General features: G+C 72.3%; 16 protein-coding genes. 4 read left to right on the forward strand and 12 right to left on the reverse strand.

Going from position 1 to position 16,731, the window contains the following annotated elements; genetic code table 11:
- Positions 1-73: 73 nt before the first annotated feature.
- Together ACIQWX_RS15210 and ACIQWX_RS15215 are read right to left on the reverse strand one after the other, a co-directional pair.
- Positions 74-748, reverse strand: coding sequence for a response regulator (locus tag ACIQWX_RS15210; RefSeq protein WP_400870210.1), 675 nt, complete (start codon positions 746-748; stop codon positions 74-76).
- Complete coding sequence (locus ACIQWX_RS15215) at positions 745-1,962, reverse strand: sensor histidine kinase (RefSeq protein ID WP_400870213.1); 1,218 nt, start codon at positions 1,960-1,962, stop codon at positions 745-747. The genes ACIQWX_RS15210 and ACIQWX_RS15215 overlap by 4 nt, the downstream gene beginning before the upstream one ends.
- Positions 1,963-2,111: 149 nt before the next feature.
- On the opposite strand from ACIQWX_RS15215, the gene ACIQWX_RS15220 reads away from it, so the two are divergent.
- Positions 2,112-2,789: a DUF998 domain-containing protein gene (locus tag ACIQWX_RS15220; protein ID WP_400870216.1), complete on the forward strand. Its 678-nt coding sequence runs from the start codon at positions 2,112-2,114 to the stop codon at positions 2,787-2,789.
- Here ACIQWX_RS15220 and ACIQWX_RS15225 read toward each other — a convergent pair.
- Genes ACIQWX_RS15225 through pstC form a run of 4 tightly spaced genes read right to left on the reverse strand, consistent with a single transcriptional unit; the run spans position 2,675 to position 7,123 of the window.
- Positions 2,675-4,192: a PstS family phosphate ABC transporter substrate-binding protein gene (locus ACIQWX_RS15225; protein ID WP_400870219.1), complete on the reverse strand. Its 1,518-nt coding sequence runs from the start codon at positions 4,190-4,192 to the stop codon at positions 2,675-2,677. The two genes, ACIQWX_RS15220 and ACIQWX_RS15225, sit on opposite strands and share 115 nt — an antisense overlap.
- Positions 4,189-4,980 carry a phosphate ABC transporter ATP-binding protein gene (locus ACIQWX_RS15230; RefSeq protein ID WP_400875770.1) on the reverse strand — a complete coding sequence of 264 codons (792 nt, stop codon included), beginning with the start codon at positions 4,978-4,980 and terminating at the stop codon, positions 4,189-4,191. The genes ACIQWX_RS15225 and ACIQWX_RS15230 overlap by 4 nt, the downstream gene beginning before the upstream one ends.
- Positions 4,981-5,030: 50 nt before the next feature.
- Complete coding sequence (pstA, locus tag ACIQWX_RS15235; protein ID WP_400870222.1) at positions 5,031-6,170, reverse strand: phosphate ABC transporter permease PstA; 1,140 nt, start codon at positions 6,168-6,170, stop codon at positions 5,031-5,033.
- The gene (gene pstC, locus ACIQWX_RS15240) at positions 6,170-7,123 is read right to left on the reverse strand and encodes a phosphate ABC transporter permease subunit PstC (protein WP_400870224.1); all 954 of its coding nucleotides are present in this window, start codon (positions 7,121-7,123) and stop codon (positions 6,170-6,172) included. Before pstC ends, pstA begins: the two co-directional genes overlap by 1 nt.
- A 227-nt stretch (positions 7,124-7,350) precedes the next feature.
- Between pstC and ACIQWX_RS15245 the strand changes: the two genes are divergently transcribed.
- Both ACIQWX_RS15245 and ACIQWX_RS15250 read left to right on the forward strand, forming a co-directional pair.
- Positions 7,351-9,630 carry a hypothetical protein gene (locus tag ACIQWX_RS15245; RefSeq protein WP_400870227.1) on the forward strand — a complete coding sequence of 760 codons (2,280 nt, stop codon included), beginning with the start codon at positions 7,351-7,353 and terminating at the stop codon, positions 9,628-9,630.
- On the forward strand, positions 9,627-10,511 hold the full coding sequence (locus tag ACIQWX_RS15250; RefSeq protein ID WP_400870230.1) for a sortase: 885 nt from the start codon (positions 9,627-9,629) through the stop codon (positions 10,509-10,511). The genes ACIQWX_RS15245 and ACIQWX_RS15250 overlap by 4 nt, the downstream gene beginning before the upstream one ends.
- 291 nt (positions 10,512-10,802) lie before the next feature.
- On the opposite strand, the gene ACIQWX_RS15255 is transcribed toward ACIQWX_RS15250, so the two are convergent.
- Both ACIQWX_RS15255 and ACIQWX_RS15260 read right to left on the reverse strand, forming a co-directional pair.
- Positions 10,803-11,873, reverse strand: coding sequence for a PstS family phosphate ABC transporter substrate-binding protein (locus ACIQWX_RS15255; RefSeq protein WP_400870233.1), 1,071 nt, complete (start codon positions 11,871-11,873; stop codon positions 10,803-10,805).
- A 180-nt stretch (positions 11,874-12,053) separates the two neighbouring features.
- Complete coding sequence (locus tag ACIQWX_RS15260; protein ID WP_400870236.1) at positions 12,054-12,488, reverse strand: DUF1508 domain-containing protein; 435 nt, start codon at positions 12,486-12,488, stop codon at positions 12,054-12,056.
- A gap of 278 nt (positions 12,489-12,766) precedes the next feature.
- Between ACIQWX_RS15260 and ACIQWX_RS15265 the strand changes: the two genes are divergently transcribed.
- Positions 12,767-13,453, forward strand: a complete 687-nt coding sequence (locus ACIQWX_RS15265; protein WP_400870238.1) for a hypothetical protein — start codon at positions 12,767-12,769, stop codon at positions 13,451-13,453.
- Positions 13,454-13,529: 76 nt separating this feature from the next.
- Here the strand turns inward: ACIQWX_RS15265 and ACIQWX_RS15270 are convergent, their stop codons facing one another.
- The 4 genes from ACIQWX_RS15270 to ACIQWX_RS15285 form a co-directional block, all read right to left on the reverse strand.
- Positions 13,530-13,823: a hypothetical protein gene (locus tag ACIQWX_RS15270; protein ID WP_400870241.1), complete on the reverse strand. Its 294-nt coding sequence runs from the start codon at positions 13,821-13,823 to the stop codon at positions 13,530-13,532.
- Positions 13,824-13,949: 126 nt separating this feature from the next.
- On the reverse strand, positions 13,950-14,819 hold the full coding sequence (locus ACIQWX_RS15275; protein ID WP_400870244.1) for a fumarylacetoacetate hydrolase family protein: 870 nt from the start codon (positions 14,817-14,819) through the stop codon (positions 13,950-13,952).
- Between the two features lie 177 nt (positions 14,820-14,996).
- Positions 14,997-15,767 (reverse strand): hypothetical protein, encoded by a 771-nt coding sequence (locus ACIQWX_RS15280; RefSeq protein WP_400870246.1) that lies wholly within the window; start codon positions 15,765-15,767, stop codon positions 14,997-14,999.
- A 60-nt stretch (positions 15,768-15,827) separates the two neighbouring features.
- Positions 15,828-16,607: a DUF3592 domain-containing protein gene (locus ACIQWX_RS15285; protein WP_400870249.1), complete on the reverse strand. Its 780-nt coding sequence runs from the start codon at positions 16,605-16,607 to the stop codon at positions 15,828-15,830.
- Positions 16,608-16,731 lie beyond the last annotated feature (124 nt).

The raw sequence follows: 16,731 nt of genomic DNA on the forward strand, positions 1-16,731 counted from the left end.
ACGACCGGGAAATGAACGTGAGGTGAACAAAAAGGATTCACGGACTGCCCGGCGACGAGGACACCCTGCGCCGTCATCCGGTTCGGTCGGCGCCCGTCGGTGTGACGATCCCGGTTTCGTAGGCCAGCACGATCGCCTGCGGGCGGTCGCGCAGGTGCAGCTTGGCGAAGATGCGGCCGACGTAGGTCTTCACGGTCTGCTCAGAAAGCACCAGGCCGGCGGCGATTTCCCGGTTGGACAGTCCCTTCGCGATCAGCCGCAGGACCTCCGATTCGCGCTCGGTGAGGGACTCCAGCACCGCCGGGGTGACCACCGGAGCCGGGGCGGCGCGGACGAAGTCGGCGATGAGCCGCTTGGTGACGGCGGGGGAGAGCAGCGCGTCGCCGGCCGCGACGACCCGGATCGCGGCGACGAGATCGGCGGCCGGGGCGTCCTTCAGCAGGAAGCCGCCGGCCCCGGCCCGCAGTGCCTCGTAGACGTATTCGTCGAGGTGGAAGGTCGTGAGCACGAGAACCCGCGGTCCCGGGCCCGCCAGCAGCCGCCGGGTGGCTTCGAGGCCGTCCATCCCGGGCATCCGGATGTCCATCAGCACGACGTCCGGGGGCGGGGTGAGGGCGGCGATGGCCGCCAGGGCGGCCGCACCGTCGGCGGCTTGGCCGACGACGGCCAGGTCCGGTTGGGCGTCGAGCAGCGCGGCGAGGCTCTCGCGCACCATGGCTTGGTCGTCGACCACGAACACCGTCGTCACGGCGCCACCTCCTCGCGGGTCGCCAGGGTGACAGCCAGCCGGAAGCCGCCGTCGGGCCGGGGTCCGGCTTCGTACGTGCCGCCGAGTGAACCGGCGCGCTCGGCGATCCCGGCCAGCCCGGTGCCGTCCCCTCGTCCTGGCGGGGGTGTCCGCTCGGCCGGGCCGTTCTCCACCACGATCGAAACCGTGCCGGCCGCCCGGGTGACGTCGACCGACACCGCCGACCCGGGGCTGTGCCGGCGGGCGTTGCTCAGCGCTTCCTGCACTATCCGGTACACCGCCAGCCCGACCGTCCCGGGCGGTTCGCCGACCTCGAGGCGGGCGCGGACGTCGAGGCCGGACTCCCGGCACCGCTCGACCAGCCGGGGCAGCTCGGCCGCGCCCGGCTGCGGTGCGCGCTCGGGCCGGGCGCCCTCCTCCCGAAGCACGCCGACGAGCCGTCGCGTTTCCTCCAGTGCCTCGCGTGCCGCCTGGCCGAGGGCACGCAGCTCGGCTGCCGCGGCTTCCGACACGTCCGGTACCCGGTGGGGCGCGCTGTCCGCGCGCAGGGTGATCAGCGTCAGGTGGTGCCCGACGATGTCGTGCAGCTCGCGGGCGATGCGGGTCCGTTCTTCGAGGACAGTGCGCTTCCCGCGCTCCTCGTCGGCCGTCGTCAACGCGCGCCGCCGCTGCTGGAGCGCGTAGCCGACCGCGATCGTCGTCACCGCCACGATCAACGCCCACACCAGCGTCTTCGCCCCGGCCCGCGGTTCCTGCACGATCCCGGTCGCGGCCGCCAGGAGGACCGCGACGGCCGCGATGCCCGCGCCTTCCCGGCCGCGGGTGCGGGCCAGCACCAGGGCGAGCAGGGGCAGGTAGGGGAGGAACTGCGTTTGCAGCGGCCAGTCCGCGAGGCCGGCACCGGGTCCGGGCAGCCCCCGCCGGACCGCGTAGCACGCCACCAGCATGCCCAGTCCCGCGAGCCGCAGCGCGGTCAGCGGGTGACGGCCGGCCAGGGGCAGCGGCAGCGCCTGCAGCGCCAGCAGCGCGAACACCAGCGGCAGGTCGCCGTCGAGGTAGCGCGACCAGGCGCTGTAGCTGGTGGCCGCGAGAAGGGCGAGCAGGCCGGTGGTCCCGAGCGCCTTCAGCCACTCCGGGCCACGCCACCACCGCGCGGGCGGCAGGAGGTCGCCGTCCTTGCCGGTGACCAGCGCCCACACCAGGGAACGGACCATGCGTCCGAAGCTAGCCCGAGCCGCCCGCGTCGCGCTTCCGGGAAAGTCCCGTAGTCCGTGGGGTTACCCGGCACGACCCCGCGGGGTGACGCGGAAACGCCCGCTCCGGCGGGATGACCGCGACGACCCCGAACCGCCAGCCTCGGGACATGGACAGAACCCTCCGCCTGCTCACCACCGCGGCGTACATCTGGCTGCTGTGCGGTCTCGGCGTGGCGGTCTACGTCGAAGCCGCCAACGCGGGCGCCGTCGACCCGCTCACCACGACGTTCAGCGAATACGTCCACACGGCCGAAGGCGCCCGGCTGGTCGGCGTCGCGATGCTGGCCGTCGGCTCCGGCGCGCTCGCCGCGGCCGCGGCCCTGCGGCTCACCGGCGCCGTCCTGGCCGGCCGGCTCGTCGCGCTCACCGGCGTCGGGCTCGGGCTGCTGGCGGTGTTCCCGCAGGAACCGGTGGGCGAGCCGCTGACCTGGCACGGCCTGATCCACCGGCACGTCGCCCTGCTGATCTTCGCGGCCCTGCCCGCCGCGGGTTTCACGCTGGGCAAAGCAGGCCGGCTGGTGGCCGCCGCGGCGCTGGGCCTGCTCGGGCTGTTCGTGGCGACCTTCCTCGTCGACGGCTTGCACGGCATCAGCGGGCTGGTCGAACGCGCGTTCCTGCTGCTCGACCTGGCCTTGCTGGCGCTACTGGCCCGCCGGGCGAGGCCGCGCGGCTACGAGCGCCGGAGCCGGCGCACCACCCCGCGGACCACCAGCGGCGCCACGATGGCCGCCGCCAGCACCAGTACCGCCCAGCCGCCGAAGCCGGGGTCGCCGCCGTGGTCGTAGGCGGCCGGGGCCGCGTCGCGCCAGTTCTTCGAGCCGCCGTTGGCCAGGTCGTCGTCCGGGGTCGCCGTCGCGGTCGCCGTGCCGGCCGACGAGGACGGGCCGGCCGACTTGTCCGGGCCGTGGCTGTCGGGGTTGGTCAGCTGCTGGACGCCGCCCATGCGTTCGAACGGGTCGGGCGGGCTCGTCGCGCCCGCTCCCAGGCCGCCGTGGAACGTCGGGTTCGCGCAGTTGCCCGCGTTCAGCTGCTTCGCCGGCTTGCCGGTCAGGCGCGCGTTGGAGTTCATCATCTCCTGCGACAGGTTGGGCGGCAGCGGCGAGTAGCCGATGCGGGCCATGTTGACCTGGCCGTCGCAGGCGATGTGCTCCAGGAACGCCGTGATGGTGCCGGTCTTGCCCGCTGCGTCGTAGCCACCGCGGCAGGTGTCGCGGCCGGTCGTGCACGGCATCATGAGGTAGGAGTACGCCGAGATCGGGTACGTCTTCGGGTCCGGGTTCGCGTAGACGCCGTCGAGCTTCTGGCTCAGGTCCGGCCGCAGCTCGGCCTTCGTCAGCGCGGCGGCGATGTTCTCCGCGAACGGCTGGGTGTACTGGTGCGCCTGGTTTTCCACCCACGCTGTCGGGGCCTGGTAGCGCAGCGCGTAGCTGAACTCGTCGTAGCCGATCGAGAACGGCACGCTGCCCTTGCCGACCGCCTGCGCGATCTGCTCGGAGTCGGCGAACAGCTTGTAGAAGTCGGCGTCGGGGCCGCTGTAGGGCAGCTGGATCGGCCGGACGCCGTCGGGCAGCGGGCCGATCCCGGTGCCTTCGTTGCGTTTCACGAAGGCTTGGTACGGCCCGGGCGCGGTGTGCGCGACGAAGTCGTAGAACAACGCCGTGGTACCCGACTGCCCGGTGCGGCCGAGCAGCGTGATCGGCTGGTCCGGCAACGCCTTCCCGCCGTTCGTGGCGCTGATCGCCGGGTCGCTCCAGCGCGTGATGTCACGGGTGAAGATCCGGCCGACCACCTCGCGGGTCAGGTGCAGGTAGTCGACCTTGTTGCCGGCCGCGTCGATCACGTTGTACATCACCGCGACCGCGCCGGCGACGTCCGGGACGTACTGGTAGCCGCGCTGCTCCGCGGACTGGCCACCGCCGCCCGCCGCGATCAGCGACGTGATCTCGGCTTCGGTGCCGGCGAAGTCGACCGTCCGGTCGCCGTACTGGTTGACGCCGGTGGGGGAGCCGCGGGTCGCGTAGTTCACCGGGACACCGCGGGAGTTCGCGCCGTTCTGCCAGTCGGCCATGGCCGGGCCGACGTAGGTCGAGCCGGAGCCGGTGATCTTGTCCAGCGCGAACGCTTCCGGCGCGGCGAACACCAGGAGGCTCAGCACGGTCACGGCCAGCGCCGCGATCTTGCGCGTCATCCGAACCGCCCGTTGACGTAGTCGTGGGTGCGTTCGTCCTCGGGCGAGCCGAAGATCTTCTCGGTCGGGCCGTGCTCGATCACCCGGCCCGGCTCGTTCTCCGCCGCCAGGAAGAACGCGCAGTGGTCCGAAACCCGTTGGGCCTGCTGCATGTTGTGCGTGACGATCACGACCGTGACCTCGTGCCCGATCTCGGCGATCGTCTGCTCGATCCGGCGTGTCGACGTCGGGTCGAGCGCCGAGCACGGCTCGTCCATCAGCAGCACGTTCGGTTGCACGGCCAGCGACCGCGCGATGCACAGCCGCTGCTGCTGCCCGCCCGACAGGGCACCGCCGGGCGAGCTCAGCCGGTCGCGGACTTCGCGCCACAGCCCGGCGCGCTGCAGGCTCTGCTCGACGAGCGCGTCCCGGTCGTCGCACTTCACGCCGGCCAGCTTGAGCCCGGCGAGCACGTTGTCCCGAATGGACATCGCGGGAAACGGGTTCGGCTTCTGGAACACCATCCCGATCCGCAGCCGGACGTGCTGGGCGCGGGTGCCGTCGGCGTAGATGTCCGTGCCGTCCAGCAGCACTTCGCCCGCCAGGCTCGCCGACGGCACCAGCTCGTGCATCCGGTTGAGGATCCGCAGGAACGTCGACTTGCCGCAGCCGGACGGCCCGATCAGCGCGGTCACTTCGCGCGCGGGCATGTGCAGCGAGACGTCCTCGAGCACCAGGCGGTCGCCGAACCACGCGGCGACGCCACGGGATTCGAGCTCGGCGGCGCCCGGCGGCGGGCCGCCGGTCAGCCGGACCGCGGGCGCACTGTCTACAGGGGACAGTTCGGTGGTGGTGTCGGTCACCGGTTCTCCTGGGATCGTTTCGCGGTGCTCCGCCGGGCGCGGCGCTTCGACCGGTCCCGCCCGGCGAGCCGGGCGAGGGCGAAGAGGCCGAAGATGAGCAGGATCAGGACGAGCGCGCCGACGTAGCCGCGCTGCTGGACGTTCTCCAGCGGTTCCTTGATGTAGCGGTAGACGAACAGCGGCAGGCTCTCCTGCGGCCCGGTGAACGGGTCGGCGTTGAGGAACACCGCGCCGAACGAGGTGAACAGCAGCGGCGCCGTCTCGCCGGCGACCCGGGCGACGCCGAGGATCACCGCGGTCGTGACGCCGGTGCGCGCGGTCGGCAGCACGACCGACCAGACCGTCCGGGCGCGGCTCGCGCCCAGCGCCAGCGACGCCTCCCGCAGCCCGTCCGGGACCAGCCGCAGCACGACGTCGATCGTGCGCGTGACCGTCGGCAGCATGACCATGGTCAGCGCCAGCGTCGCCATCAACCCGCTGTAGCTGAAGAACCCGACGCCGGCCTGGATGCCCGGGATGATCAGGGCCGCGTAGACGAACAGGCCGGCGACGATCGAGGGCAGGCCGCTCATCGCGTCGACCATGATCCGCACCGGGCGGCGGAACCGCGACCGCGTCTCGTTGAGGAAGATCGCCGTGAGCAGGCCGAGCGGGACGACCAGGACCAGCGTCAGCGCGGTCTGTTCGAGCGTGCCGACGATCGCGTGCAGGCCGCCGGTGGCGGTGACCGGGTCGGTCGGCCCGACCGTCGACATGTCGTGGCCGAAGAAACCCCAGCGCAGGAAGGGAAGGCCGTGCACGACGATGTAGCCGAGCAGGAACAGCAGCGGCACCAGCAGGCCCATCGCGCCGGTGACGACGATGGTCGAGACCAGTCGGTCGGCGGCGGCGAGCCGGCCCAGCCGGTCGCGCGTCACGACGTAAAGCATCGCCAGGTACAGCCCGTAGGCGACGACGAGGTCGGCGAGCCAGCCGGGCGAGGTCAGCAGCAGGTGCAGGACGAACCAGGTCAGCAGCACCGCCGAGACCGCACAGCCGAGCGCGGCCAGCTGGTCGGCCCGGGTCACCTGCGCGGTCCGGCGTTTCACGAGCGGGCGCGGCCGCGTACCGGCCGGGCGGGGGAGCGTCGCGGTCATCAGGCGTCCACCCCCGCACCGGAGCGGCTGCGCGAAATGATGACCGACGCGGTGAAGTTCGTGGCCAGGGTGAACACGAACAGCACCAGCCCGGCGGCCATCAGCCCGCTCAGCGCCAGCCCGGACGCGCCGGAGTTGTTCGCGATGAACCCGGAGATCGTCGCGCCGCCGAACTGCAGGACGTGCGTGGTGATCTGCGGAACCTGGGGCAGCAGCAGGGAAACCGCGATGGTCTCGCCGAGCGCGCGCCCGAGCCCGAGCATCGAGCCGCCGATGATGCCGCCGCGGCCGAAGGGCAGCACGACCGTCTTCACCATGCCCCACCGGGTGCTGCCGAGGGCGAGCGCGGCTTCCTTTTCGCCGGGCGGGGTCTGGGTGAAGACCTCGCGGATCACCGACGTCGTGATCGGCAGGACCATCAGCGACACGATCAGCCCGGCGATGAACATCGAGTTGAGGAACAACGTGTTTTCCTTGTGCGCGAACGGCGGGAACCAGCCGAAGTTGTCCGTCAGCCACGCCGAAACCGGGACGACCTGCGGACCCAGGAAGCTGAACCCCCACAGGCCGTAGAGCAGGCTGGGGATCGCGGCCAGGAGGTCGACCAGCCCGGTCAGGAAACCGCGCAGCCGCCCGCTCGCGTACTCGGTGATGTAGAGCGCGGCGAGGATCGACAGCGGGACGGCGACGCAGACCGCGATCAGCGCCACCACGACCGTGCCGTAGAGCAGGCCGAGCACGCCGAGCGCGCTGTTGGCGGCGTCGAACTTGATCGTGGTGAAGAAGCCGAAGCCGCTGGCCTCGAACGCCGGACCCGAGCGGTAGACCAGGAAGAACCCGATCACGACGAGGATGGCAAGCATGGCGAGGCCGGCGCCGGTGGTCACCCGCCGGAACGCGCGGTCGGCCCGCGACGGCAGGTCGGCGACGGCCCGGGGAAGCACGACGGTCACGAGGGGCCTTTCCTGGGAGCGGCGGATCGTGGGCAGCAGGCAGCGCCCCTGCGCCGGCCAGTATTCACAGCGGCCGCCGGGAAAAGGTGTACGCGCGGGGAACGCCCGACGGGGCGTGCGTGAATGACCTCGCGGACCCCTCGCACCGCGGCGCGCGCCTCCGGGAGGTTGGGGGTGGCACGGCGTGCGCCGTGCCGTTTCGCCTGCCCTGGAACCGGGAGTTCTCCGTGTCTTTCGTCCTGCTGCGGCGGGTGGGCCTGGTCGTCGCCTGCGGTGTCCTGGCGGTGCTGGGAAGCGCTGTCCCGCCGGCCCTCGCCCAGGAAAACCCGCCCGCGCCCCCCGCGTACACCCTGAAGACCGAGCCCGCCGACCTGTCCCGGGTCCAGGACGGCGACCCGCTGCGGGTCGTCGTCTCCGGATTGCCCACCGGCAGCGTCGCGGTGCTCAAGGTGTGCCCGACCCAGCTGCCCGACAACCTGCTCAAGCCCGACTTCTCCACCGGGGCCCTGCAGTGGGTGCCGGACCACGACTTCGGCTCGCGCGTGCGCGGCTACTGCTCGGAGGAGTTCAGCGACGAGCTGACCGGTCAGCGATCCGGTGCCCACAACGTCACCCGGGTCCGCAGCCGGACCAGCGGCGACGTCGTGTTCGACGTGACCGTCCCGCGTGGACAGTCCAAGCCGGGCTTCGTCGGCTTCGACCCGAAGTACACCAACTTCGACAAGAGTGAGAACTTCCCCTGGGCCGACAACCCGGCGGTGTCGCCCGACGGCCAGATCCGGACGCGGTCGTGGTCGTACTCGTGCGACGAGAATTCGCCGTGCGCCTTGACTTTGGAGATCGTCGGAGCCGACGCCGCGGGTAACTTCTTCGACGTTTTCGACACTTCCCGCGTCTTCAGCCCCGCCGCGCCCGGCCTCGCGGTGCGGGGCTGCGGAGGGATCGGCCCGCAAACGCTCAACGCCAGCATGCCGGAGCGCTTCGGGCGGACCGCGGTGGCGTGGAACCAGCTGCTGTGCGCGCCGACCGGCGGCGTCCAGCCGACCACGATCGTCGGCGAGACCGAGGACTCGGGTCTGAAGGCCTTCGACACCGGGGCCTCCGACGTCGCGGTCACCGGCTCCGGCGGCGCGCTCGCTTCGCAGACCGTGCGGTCGCGGGAGTACGTCCCGGTCGGGTTGAACGCCGCCGTCCTCGCCACGACCGGCTGGTCGCCCACCGACACCGACGACAACGGGTCGCCGCTGACTTCGCAGGTCGCCGACACGTTCTCGATGACCGCCGGCGAGCTGGCCCTGATGCTGAGCCAGGGCGGCCAGAACCCCGACACGACCGGCCGCGGCGGCATCTTCCGGGACGGCTCCGCGTTCGTCGCGCGGAACCCGTCGCTCGAGAAGGTCCAGGCGTCGCCGGTGCCCAGCGAGTTCCTGAACCCGGTCGTCCGCGCGGGCGCCGACCCGACGGCGTTGTTCTGGGGCACGACCGCGGAAGCGGGCGCCGGCACGGTCCCGGTCGTGCTGAGCACGGTGCTCGCGAAGACGGCCGAGTGGAAGTTCCCGAACCTCACGGAGGTCTACGGGAAGGCCGCCGGGAAGTCGCCCGGCGTGATCACCGACCTCGGTGCGCTCGACCCGACCGACAAGTCCCAGCACAACGTCGACGCCAAGGTCGGCCAGCTCGCCGTCCGCAAGGCCGTCGACAGCGTGATGACCGGGACGAGCGCGGCCTGCTTCGGCGGCTGCCTCAACTGGGTCGTCACCGATCTCGCGACGGCTCGCGCGTACGGCTGGCGGCCGGTCGCCCTGCCGAACGCGAGCGGGCGGTTCGTCGAGCCGACGGAAGCGAGCCTGCAGGCCGCGGCCGGCAGCATGACTGAGGGCCCGGACGGGACACTGCGGCCGGGCACCGCGACCGACCCGGCGGCCTATCCGCTGACCTTCGCGGAGTACCTCGCCGCGCCGGTCAACCCGCTCGTCGACGCGAACTGCGCGCCGCTGAAGCCCAAGCAGGACGAACTCGCGACGGTGCTGGCGATGGCACGCCACGGCGGGCAGGGCGCGCTGGCGCCCGGCTTGGCCCCGCTGACGCCGGCGCTGGCCGGCGTCGCCGACGCGCGTGCGGCGAAGGTCGGGACCGGGACGGCCGCCGGCGCCTGCGAGGAGCGGGAAAACGCGCAGAACCCGCCCGCGCCCGGAAGTTCGGGCGGGACCGCGACGCCGGTCGCCGCGTCCGCTCCGGCGGGGTCGCCGGCGGCCGCGACCGGACCGGCGCCGGCCGCCGTGCCGACGCAGGCGAGCGTGCTGGCGGCCAAGAACCTAGCCGACGCCGTCGCGATCCCGCCGTTCTCCGGGGCCGGCGTGCTCGGCGCGCTGATCCCGCTGCTGGCGTTGCTGGTGCTGGCCACGTTGCCGTCCCTGACCGCGTACGCGACGGCGGGCCGTCCGGTGCCGCCGTGGCTGCACCGCCGGGTCCTCGCGGTGCGTCTGCGCTTCGGACGCGTGGCATGACCACGACGGTGGAGGAGGAGCGCGCGCTGCGGTTCGGCCCGGGCTGGCTGGCCACGACGGTGGTGGCCTGGCTGGTGACGGCGGTCGTGGCGCTGGCGCTGGTCGTGTACGCACTGGGCCCGATGGTCCAGAGCGGCGACCAGCGCGCGGCGCTGGCCGGGATCCGCGGCGAGATGGACCGGGCGCTGGGGGCGAGCCAGAGCCTGCTGGGGGCGGCGCCGGCGACGACCCCGGTCGAGTTCGGCGCGCCGGTCGCGGTGCTGGAGGTGCCGTCGCTGAAGCTGCGGCAGGTGGTGGTCGAAGGCGTGTCGAGTTCGGAGACGGCGTCGGGGCCGGGGCACGTGCCGGGAACGTCCGGGCCGGGCCAGCCGGGCAACTCGGCGGTGGTCGGGCGGTACTCGGGCTACGGCGGGCCGTTCGCGTCCCTGGCGCGGCTGGCGCCGGGAGCCGAGGTCGTCGTCGCGACCCCGCAGGGCGTGTCGGTGTACCGGGTGTCCGATGTGGTCTCGCGCGCGCTGGACGAGGACGGCGACTACGGGAAGACCGACGACGACCGGTTGACGCTGGTGACGTCGACGTCGTGGTGGCCGCTGGCGGGGTCGCAGGCCACGGTCGTGACGGCGAAGCTGGAGGGCCGCCCGTTCCGCCCGACCCCGCAGAACGGCCGCGCGGACGCCCAGGACGGCCGCACTGGCGACGCGGGCGCGTGGGCGGGTGTGGTGCTGTCGTTCGGCGGCTTCGTGGTGGCGGCGGCGGGGGCGACGCTGCTGTACCGGCGCTGGCGCCCGGTGTCGACGTACGTCATCACGGCTCCGGTGCTGGTGGCGCTGGCGGCCTTGGCGGCGTTGTCGTTGTGGCGGTTGTTCCCGGCTTGGGCCTGAAAACGCGAGAAGGGGCCCGGCGCTGCGCGCGCCGGGCCCTTTCCGTCGCCGCGGGCCTGGGAGTCACCTGTGGTGCCGCGAATGACTCATTCGGGACGTGGGAGGTCCCGAATGAGTCATTCGCGACCTTCTCGAACCCGGCCCTGGCAGGCGGGCCCGTACCCGCTCGGCCTTTGCCTGGCCCAGCGTGGGTGAATCTCGGCGCGGCAAGCCTGGCCGCGCAGCAGCAAAGATCCGGAAACGCGAGCGGGGCCCGGCGCACTCGGCGCCGGGCCCCCTTTCGTTACCGCGTCAGGACTTGGTGCAGGTCAGCGTGCCCGTGCCGGTGATCGTCTTGAAGCCGTACTTGACGATCGTCGCCGCGAGCTTGCCGCCGCACAGCGGGCTGGCCGTCGTCGCCGTGTCGGTCGGGTCGAAGCCCACGCCCCGCTTGGCCGCGCTGTAGGAGCGGCTGCGCGTGTCGAGCACGTGGTAGACCAGGCGCGACCCGAGGAACGCGTCCGCGAACGCCGGGGCGTAGCTGCCCGCCGAGCCGGACACCGGGGCGCCGTCGGAGCCCGCGCCGGTCAGCTTGTTGACCGTGTAGCCGTTGCGCTTGTTCGGCACCACGGCGTTGCCCTGGGCCACCCACGCCGCGATCGAGAACGGCGCGATCGCGGTGGCCTGGTCGGCGGCCGCGATGGTCGTGGCGTCGTGCTCCTGGAAGCGCTTCACCGTCAGGCCGGGGATGGTCGCCGGGTCGAAGCCGAGGACCGTGCCGGTGAAGAAGCTCAGCGTGCCGGAACCGAGCTGCGGCAGGTAGAGCTGGATCGCCGCGTTGGTGCCGCCGACCTGGTTCCAGTTGGTGATGGTGCCGTTGTAGATGTCGCGCAGCTGGGTCAGCGTCAGCGTGAGGCCCGCGCCGGCACCGGTCGACGAGGACGACCACGTCACGCCGTCCCGGGCGAACGCGTAGTACTCGAAGGTGGACGGGTCCGAAGTGGCCCGGCCCGAGGACGACCGCGCGATGTCGATGGAGCCGTTGCCGGCGTCCGCCGAAGCCTTCAGCGCCGCCTTGCCCGCGCCGGAGCCGTCGGGCGGCAGGTTGCCGGGGTTGGTGTAGGTGATGGCCGGGTTGAAGATGTCGGCCGGGACGGTGAACGAGGCACCGGAAGCCAGCACCGGCGGGACGTTCACGAAGTTGTCCGGGTCGGTGTTCCAGGTCCGCGGGAGCTTGTTGGCGTCGGTGAAGACCGCCCCCGTGATCCCGAAGATCGTGTCGGACCCGACGGCCGCGACGACCTCCGGGTTCCCGTTCGCCGGCGGCACGGCCGCGGCGGTGCCGGACATGACGAGGCCGGCCCCGGCGGCCACGGCGGTCACCCCGAGAAGACGAGTGGTACGAGCACGCATCGTGTTGGCACTCTTTCTCTAGTCCCCATTTTCGCCGCGGGATCCCGCGGCTTCTTCATCTCCTCGCGACAGGCTGTCCGGTAAGGCTTTTCCGCGTTCCCGCCCGACGTCGTGGTGGTTAAAGTCCGGGAAACTCACCGCGCATCCGGACTATTCGCGGTGGTTCGCGGCGGATTCGCCGGGCGCGTTGCGCCGGTACTTCTGGCGCCAGTCCACGACCGTTTCGATGTCTTCGACACCGGCGGTGCCGGCGGCGAGGCGGAACCGGTCCAGTCCACGGTGGGCTTCGATCCGCCGCCCGTACGCGTGCGTGGCTTCCGCGACCGATTCGCCGTCCCAGTGCAGGGTCCAGCGCCACCGGCCGCCGCTGACGTGCCGGAAATCCACGCTCAGCACGTCCAATCGGGCCTTGAGCAGCGCGATCGCGGACAGGCACTCCGGCGGGCCCGCGCATTCGGCGGCGCCCGCGCCGAGCGATGCGTTGTTGCCGCCCAGCAATCGCCACCGCACCGTCCGCTGTTCGGTCTGGACGAGCTGGAACCTCGGGCCGGTGCGCGGCCGGCTCGCCGTTTTCCCCCGTGTCACAAAGGACTCATCGCCGACGCGGGCGCGGGTGGTAACGGGATTGCGTTAAGGCGCGACGGCCGGTCGGTGAACAACTCGGTCCTCCGCGCGGATGCGCCGAACGGCTGCGGGCTTTTTGTGCCGGCCGGACAAAAAGCGGGCCGACGCTGAAGCACCGACGGCCGGGTCCTGAACGCCGCGGGAAAACCGGCGCCGTCCGGAAACGCGGGCCGCGGCCGCTCCGACAGCACAGGCGCCAGCGCCGGCTCCCGGCGCTCGAGAACCCTTGGGGAAAAACCATGAGCCGTTCCATCGCCCGGTTCGCGGCCGGTCTCGCCGCGGCGGCGACCGTCCTGACCCTCAGTGCCCTCCCCGCGGCCGCCGACCCGGCCGTCACCAAACTCACCGCTCAAACGAGCAGCACCCGCGTCGACGCCGGCACGCCGGTGACCATCAGCGGGCGGCTCACCAGCGCGGCCAAGCCGGTCGCCGGCGTGACCGTCGGCATCGCCTACTGCACCGACGACTTCTGCGGCGAGTTCGACGCCCAGCCGGTGACCGACGCCAACGGGCGGTACCGGGCCACGGTGACCCCGGTCCGGTCGGGGCACTACCGGGCCGACTTCCTGCCCGCGGACGAGGTGCTCGCGCCGGCGAACGCGAGCACCGCGGACGTCGTCGTGGTCCAGCCCGCGGAGTTCACCTCGTTCACGGCCACCCGGGCCGCGGACGGCACGATCACCGCGAGCGGAACCCTCGGCTTCCCGCGCTTCACGCCGCCGGCGATCCCGGTCCGGATCGAGTACCTGACGGCGGGTTCGCCGTGCTGGACGACGGCGGCGACCGTCGAGGCACAGTGGACCGGAAGCGCTTTCGGGTTCTCGGCGGCCGCGCAGGTGCGCGGTCCGGGTGTGTGGCGGGCGGTCTACGCCGGCGTGCCGGATCAGTTCCACGCGGCGGTGAGCCGGGTGGTCTTCGTCCGCTGACGCCGGGCTCGGCGCGGGGTGGCGTTCCGGCGCGGGGTGGCGTCACGGCGCTGCCCCGCGTCACCGGGTCGCCTGGTCACCTGTTGCCGGCGAGGAACTCCGCGGCCCACCGGTGCGCGATCGCGCAGGCTTCGGCTTCGGTGGCCCGGAGGTGTTCGACGACCTCGCCGTCGGCCCACAGCATGAGCGCGACGGCGCCGGGCCGGATCGGGGTCAGCCCGATGAGCCGCCGGTGCCCGTCGCGTTCGAGAACGCGTTCGGCGGTGAGCCACTGCCCGGTCGTGCCGGTGCGGGTGACCGTCCACGCCGGATCGGCGCCGAGCTCGGCCACCGACCGCGGAACGAGCTCCACCGGCTGTTCGTCGTGCACGCCCACCACCCTCGCCTGGCTCCCACATCCGGTGGCCCGGAGGTGAATCCCAGGTTAACAACGTCGGGCCCGACTTTCCCGCGGCACGCCGCTGACCTCGGCTTTTCGGCGTGCTTGACCGGGGCTTCAGCGTGCGGCGAGCGCCCGGCGCACCTCGTCCGCGCCCAGCACCACGGGCGAGCGCAGGGAGCCGACCTCGTCGATCTCGATCTCGACGACGTCTCCCGCCCGTAGCCCTTGGTCGAGGCCCGGCACGACGGACGTGCCGGTCGAGAGCACGGCGCCGTCGGGGAAGTCGTTGTCGCGCCACAGGTACTCGACCAGCCCGGCCGGTTCGCGGTTCAGCTGCGCGGTGCTGGCTTCGCCGGCGAACACCTCGTGACCGTCGCGCAGGATGCGCATGCGGAGGCCGAGCGCCAGCGGGTCCGGCACCTCCCACGCCGGCCGCACCCGCGCCGACACCGCGCACGAACCGGTGTAGATCTTGGCCTGCGGGAGGTACAGCGGGTTCTCGCCTTCGATGCTGCGGGAGCTGACGTCGTCCACCACCAGGTACCCGGCGACCTCCCCGGCGGCGGTCAGCAGCAGGCCGAGTTCCGGTTCGGGCACGTCGTTGGCGGAATCGGCGCGGATGGCGATCGGTTCGCCGTCGGTGACCACGCGCCAGGCGGCGGACTTGAAGAACAGCTCGGGCCGTTCCGCGCGGTACACCCGGGCGTAGACGTCCTGATCGGCGCTTTCTTCGCGGCGCGCTTCCTCGGACCGGAGGTAGGTCACCCCGGCGGCCCACACCTCCATGCGCCCGTCCAGCGGAGGCAGCAGGCGAGCCCCGGACACGGGTTCACCGGCGGCTTCGGTCAGCTCGCGGATCTCGGCCAAGGGGCGGCGCAGAAGGTCACCCATCGACTGCACGCCGAGCGGCTTCAGCTGTTCGCCGTCGAGCAGTCCGATTCGGGTGTCGCCGGTTCCGTCGGTGAATCGCACCAGGTGGCTCAAGCCGGACCTCCTCGTTCGGTGTCGAACCTACGGAATGCCGGGCGCGGTGGTCAACGAGTGCCGGACGGCGCCGGCCCGGCCCGGTCACCGGCGAACACCCTCTTCAAGCGGAGGGCGGCACGCTGTCCGCGCTGGGTTCGCGGCGGTGGCCAAAGACGACCGGTGACCCGGCCGGCGTCATCCCGCCGGGATGCGCCGGATCTCGACGACCTCGGTGTGGTAGTGGGTACCGTTCACGACGGTCGTCTCGACGAGTGCCTCGAAGTGCTTCAACTTCCGCACCATGCGGAGGAACTTCCGCTCGCCGAGCGTCTCCGCCGCGGCCGCGGTGCCGTGTTCGAAGCACCCCGCCACGATGACCAGTTCGGACGTCTCCGGGGCCAGCGGGTTCGGTGCCCGGATGATCAACGCGTAGTCACTGACCGGATAGCCCGGCTCGTCGTACTGCGGCGCCAGTGCGCGACCCGACTTCAGGTCCCGCACCACCGCTGCCGCGTGGTCCGGGTCTTCGGCGAAACCGTACGAGATCACTTCGCCCAGCTTCGCCAGCATCGTCGCCGTCACCGTGTTCGCCAGCGGGCCGCCGATCAGGACGAGGTCCGCGCTCAGGTCGGCCGGCGGCAGTTGCCGGGACTCGAGGATCTTCCCGGTGCGGCCCAGCTTGCGGAGCTGGGCTTCGATTTCCACCAGGGCCCCGATGTCTCCCATGCCCACGACGCCGGCTCTCGCCCAGCGCCGCCGCGGTCCGAAGTCGTGTGCCCCCAGGACGATCAGCGGGTGGCGGCCGCCCACCGCCCGCCAGAACCTGCGCGCGCCGGCCAGGCTGAAGCGCCGTCGAGCGTTCGTCGCCGACCAGACCAGGACGCCGCCGATGGCCGCCGCGATCAGGTTGCTGGTGATGTCGGGCAGGGCTTGGACCAGCCAGCCGCCCACGCCGGCCAGCACCATGCGCGGCCACCCCTCGTCGACGACGATCCGTCTTCCCAGTCGCGCTCGGCGCGCGTCTCGTTACTTTCCCGGCCACGTCCGGGGTTTCTTGCCGTACGCCGGCACCGCGTACGGCCGCGGGTCGGTGTCGAAGAGGACGACCATTTCCTCGCCCGAGCCGCCCACCCACGCCGGGCGGCTCTCCTGGTGCCGCAACCAGGTACTGCCGTGGCTCGACAGCGTCGCCCGCAGCTCGGCCCGGCTCCCGTCGCGGTACTCGACGTGCAGGTCCGGCCGGTGGCGGTAGCGGCTGGCCAGGTCGGGCCGGACGGTGACCGCCGCCGGGCGCCAGCCGGTGCGCTGCACCGCCCGGTACCGCAGCGACCAGCGGCCCCAGCCGATCAGGCTGAGGACCACCGCGATCAGCAGACCCACGCCGAACATCCAGAAGAGGACGATCCCGCGGGGGTCCAAGCCGTCCTCCAGCGTCGTGCGCGCGTGGGACGGGTCGGCCGGGTCGTAGACCACCGTGACCGGCGAGCCTTCGACGTAGCGCTGTTTCGAGCTGACCGGAATGGACGCGAAGTGCGCTTCACCTCGCACGGAGTACTCGACGTGGATCCGTCGCGGGCGCTGATCGAACTCGAGCACCGTTCCGGGCACCTGGACGCCCTCCCGCAGGAGGGTGCCGGCCGGCGATGCGTACAGGACGAGCCCGGTGAACGCGCCCCCGGCGGCCAGGAGCCACAGCGCGGCGATCACCAGCGCCCGCCGGGCCAGTACTCGCAGCCTGCGAGTTTCAGCGGCCGAGTCCGCGCTCTCGTCCCCCGCTGGTGGCAACCATTCCGCATCGTCCGGCACGCGTTCAGCCTTCCACAGGTCGGTGCGCCTTCGCCCCTAACGGAACCGCTAGGGGTGCAGTTCGGATCGTACCGATCGGTATGTTTTCGGCGTGATGCGGACCACACCTCCGGGGGTATGGGAC

Origin of the sequence: Amycolatopsis sp. NPDC098790 (assembly GCF_044759945.1) — a bacterium.
Lineage (GTDB): Bacteria > Actinomycetota > Actinomycetes > Mycobacteriales > Pseudonocardiaceae > Amycolatopsis.

What these genes read in the sequence shown, in the direction of transcription:
- pstA (WP_400870222.1), bottom strand. Translation starts at nt 6,170, where the DNA reads ATGACCGCGACGCTCCCCCGCCCGGCCGGTACGCGGCCGCGCCCGCTC.
- ACIQWX_RS15265 (WP_400870238.1), top strand. Translation starts at nt 12,767, where the DNA reads ATGAGCCGTTCCATCGCCCGGTTCGCGGCCGGTCTCGCCGCGGCGGCG.
- ACIQWX_RS15225 (WP_400870219.1), bottom strand. Translation starts at nt 4,192, where the DNA reads ATGACGCGCAAGATCGCGGCGCTGGCCGTGACCGTGCTGAGCCTCCTG.
- ACIQWX_RS15250 (WP_400870230.1), top strand. Translation starts at nt 9,627, where the DNA reads ATGACCACGACGGTGGAGGAGGAGCGCGCGCTGCGGTTCGGCCCGGGC.
- ACIQWX_RS15215 (WP_400870213.1), bottom strand. Translation starts at nt 1,962, where the DNA reads ATGGTCCGTTCCCTGGTGTGGGCGCTGGTCACCGGCAAGGACGGCGAC.
- ACIQWX_RS15220 (WP_400870216.1), top strand. Translation starts at nt 2,112, where the DNA reads ATGGACAGAACCCTCCGCCTGCTCACCACCGCGGCGTACATCTGGCTG.
- ACIQWX_RS15280 (WP_400870246.1), bottom strand. Translation starts at nt 15,767, where the DNA reads ATGGTGCTGGCCGGCGTGGGCGGCTGGCTGGTCCAAGCCCTGCCCGAC.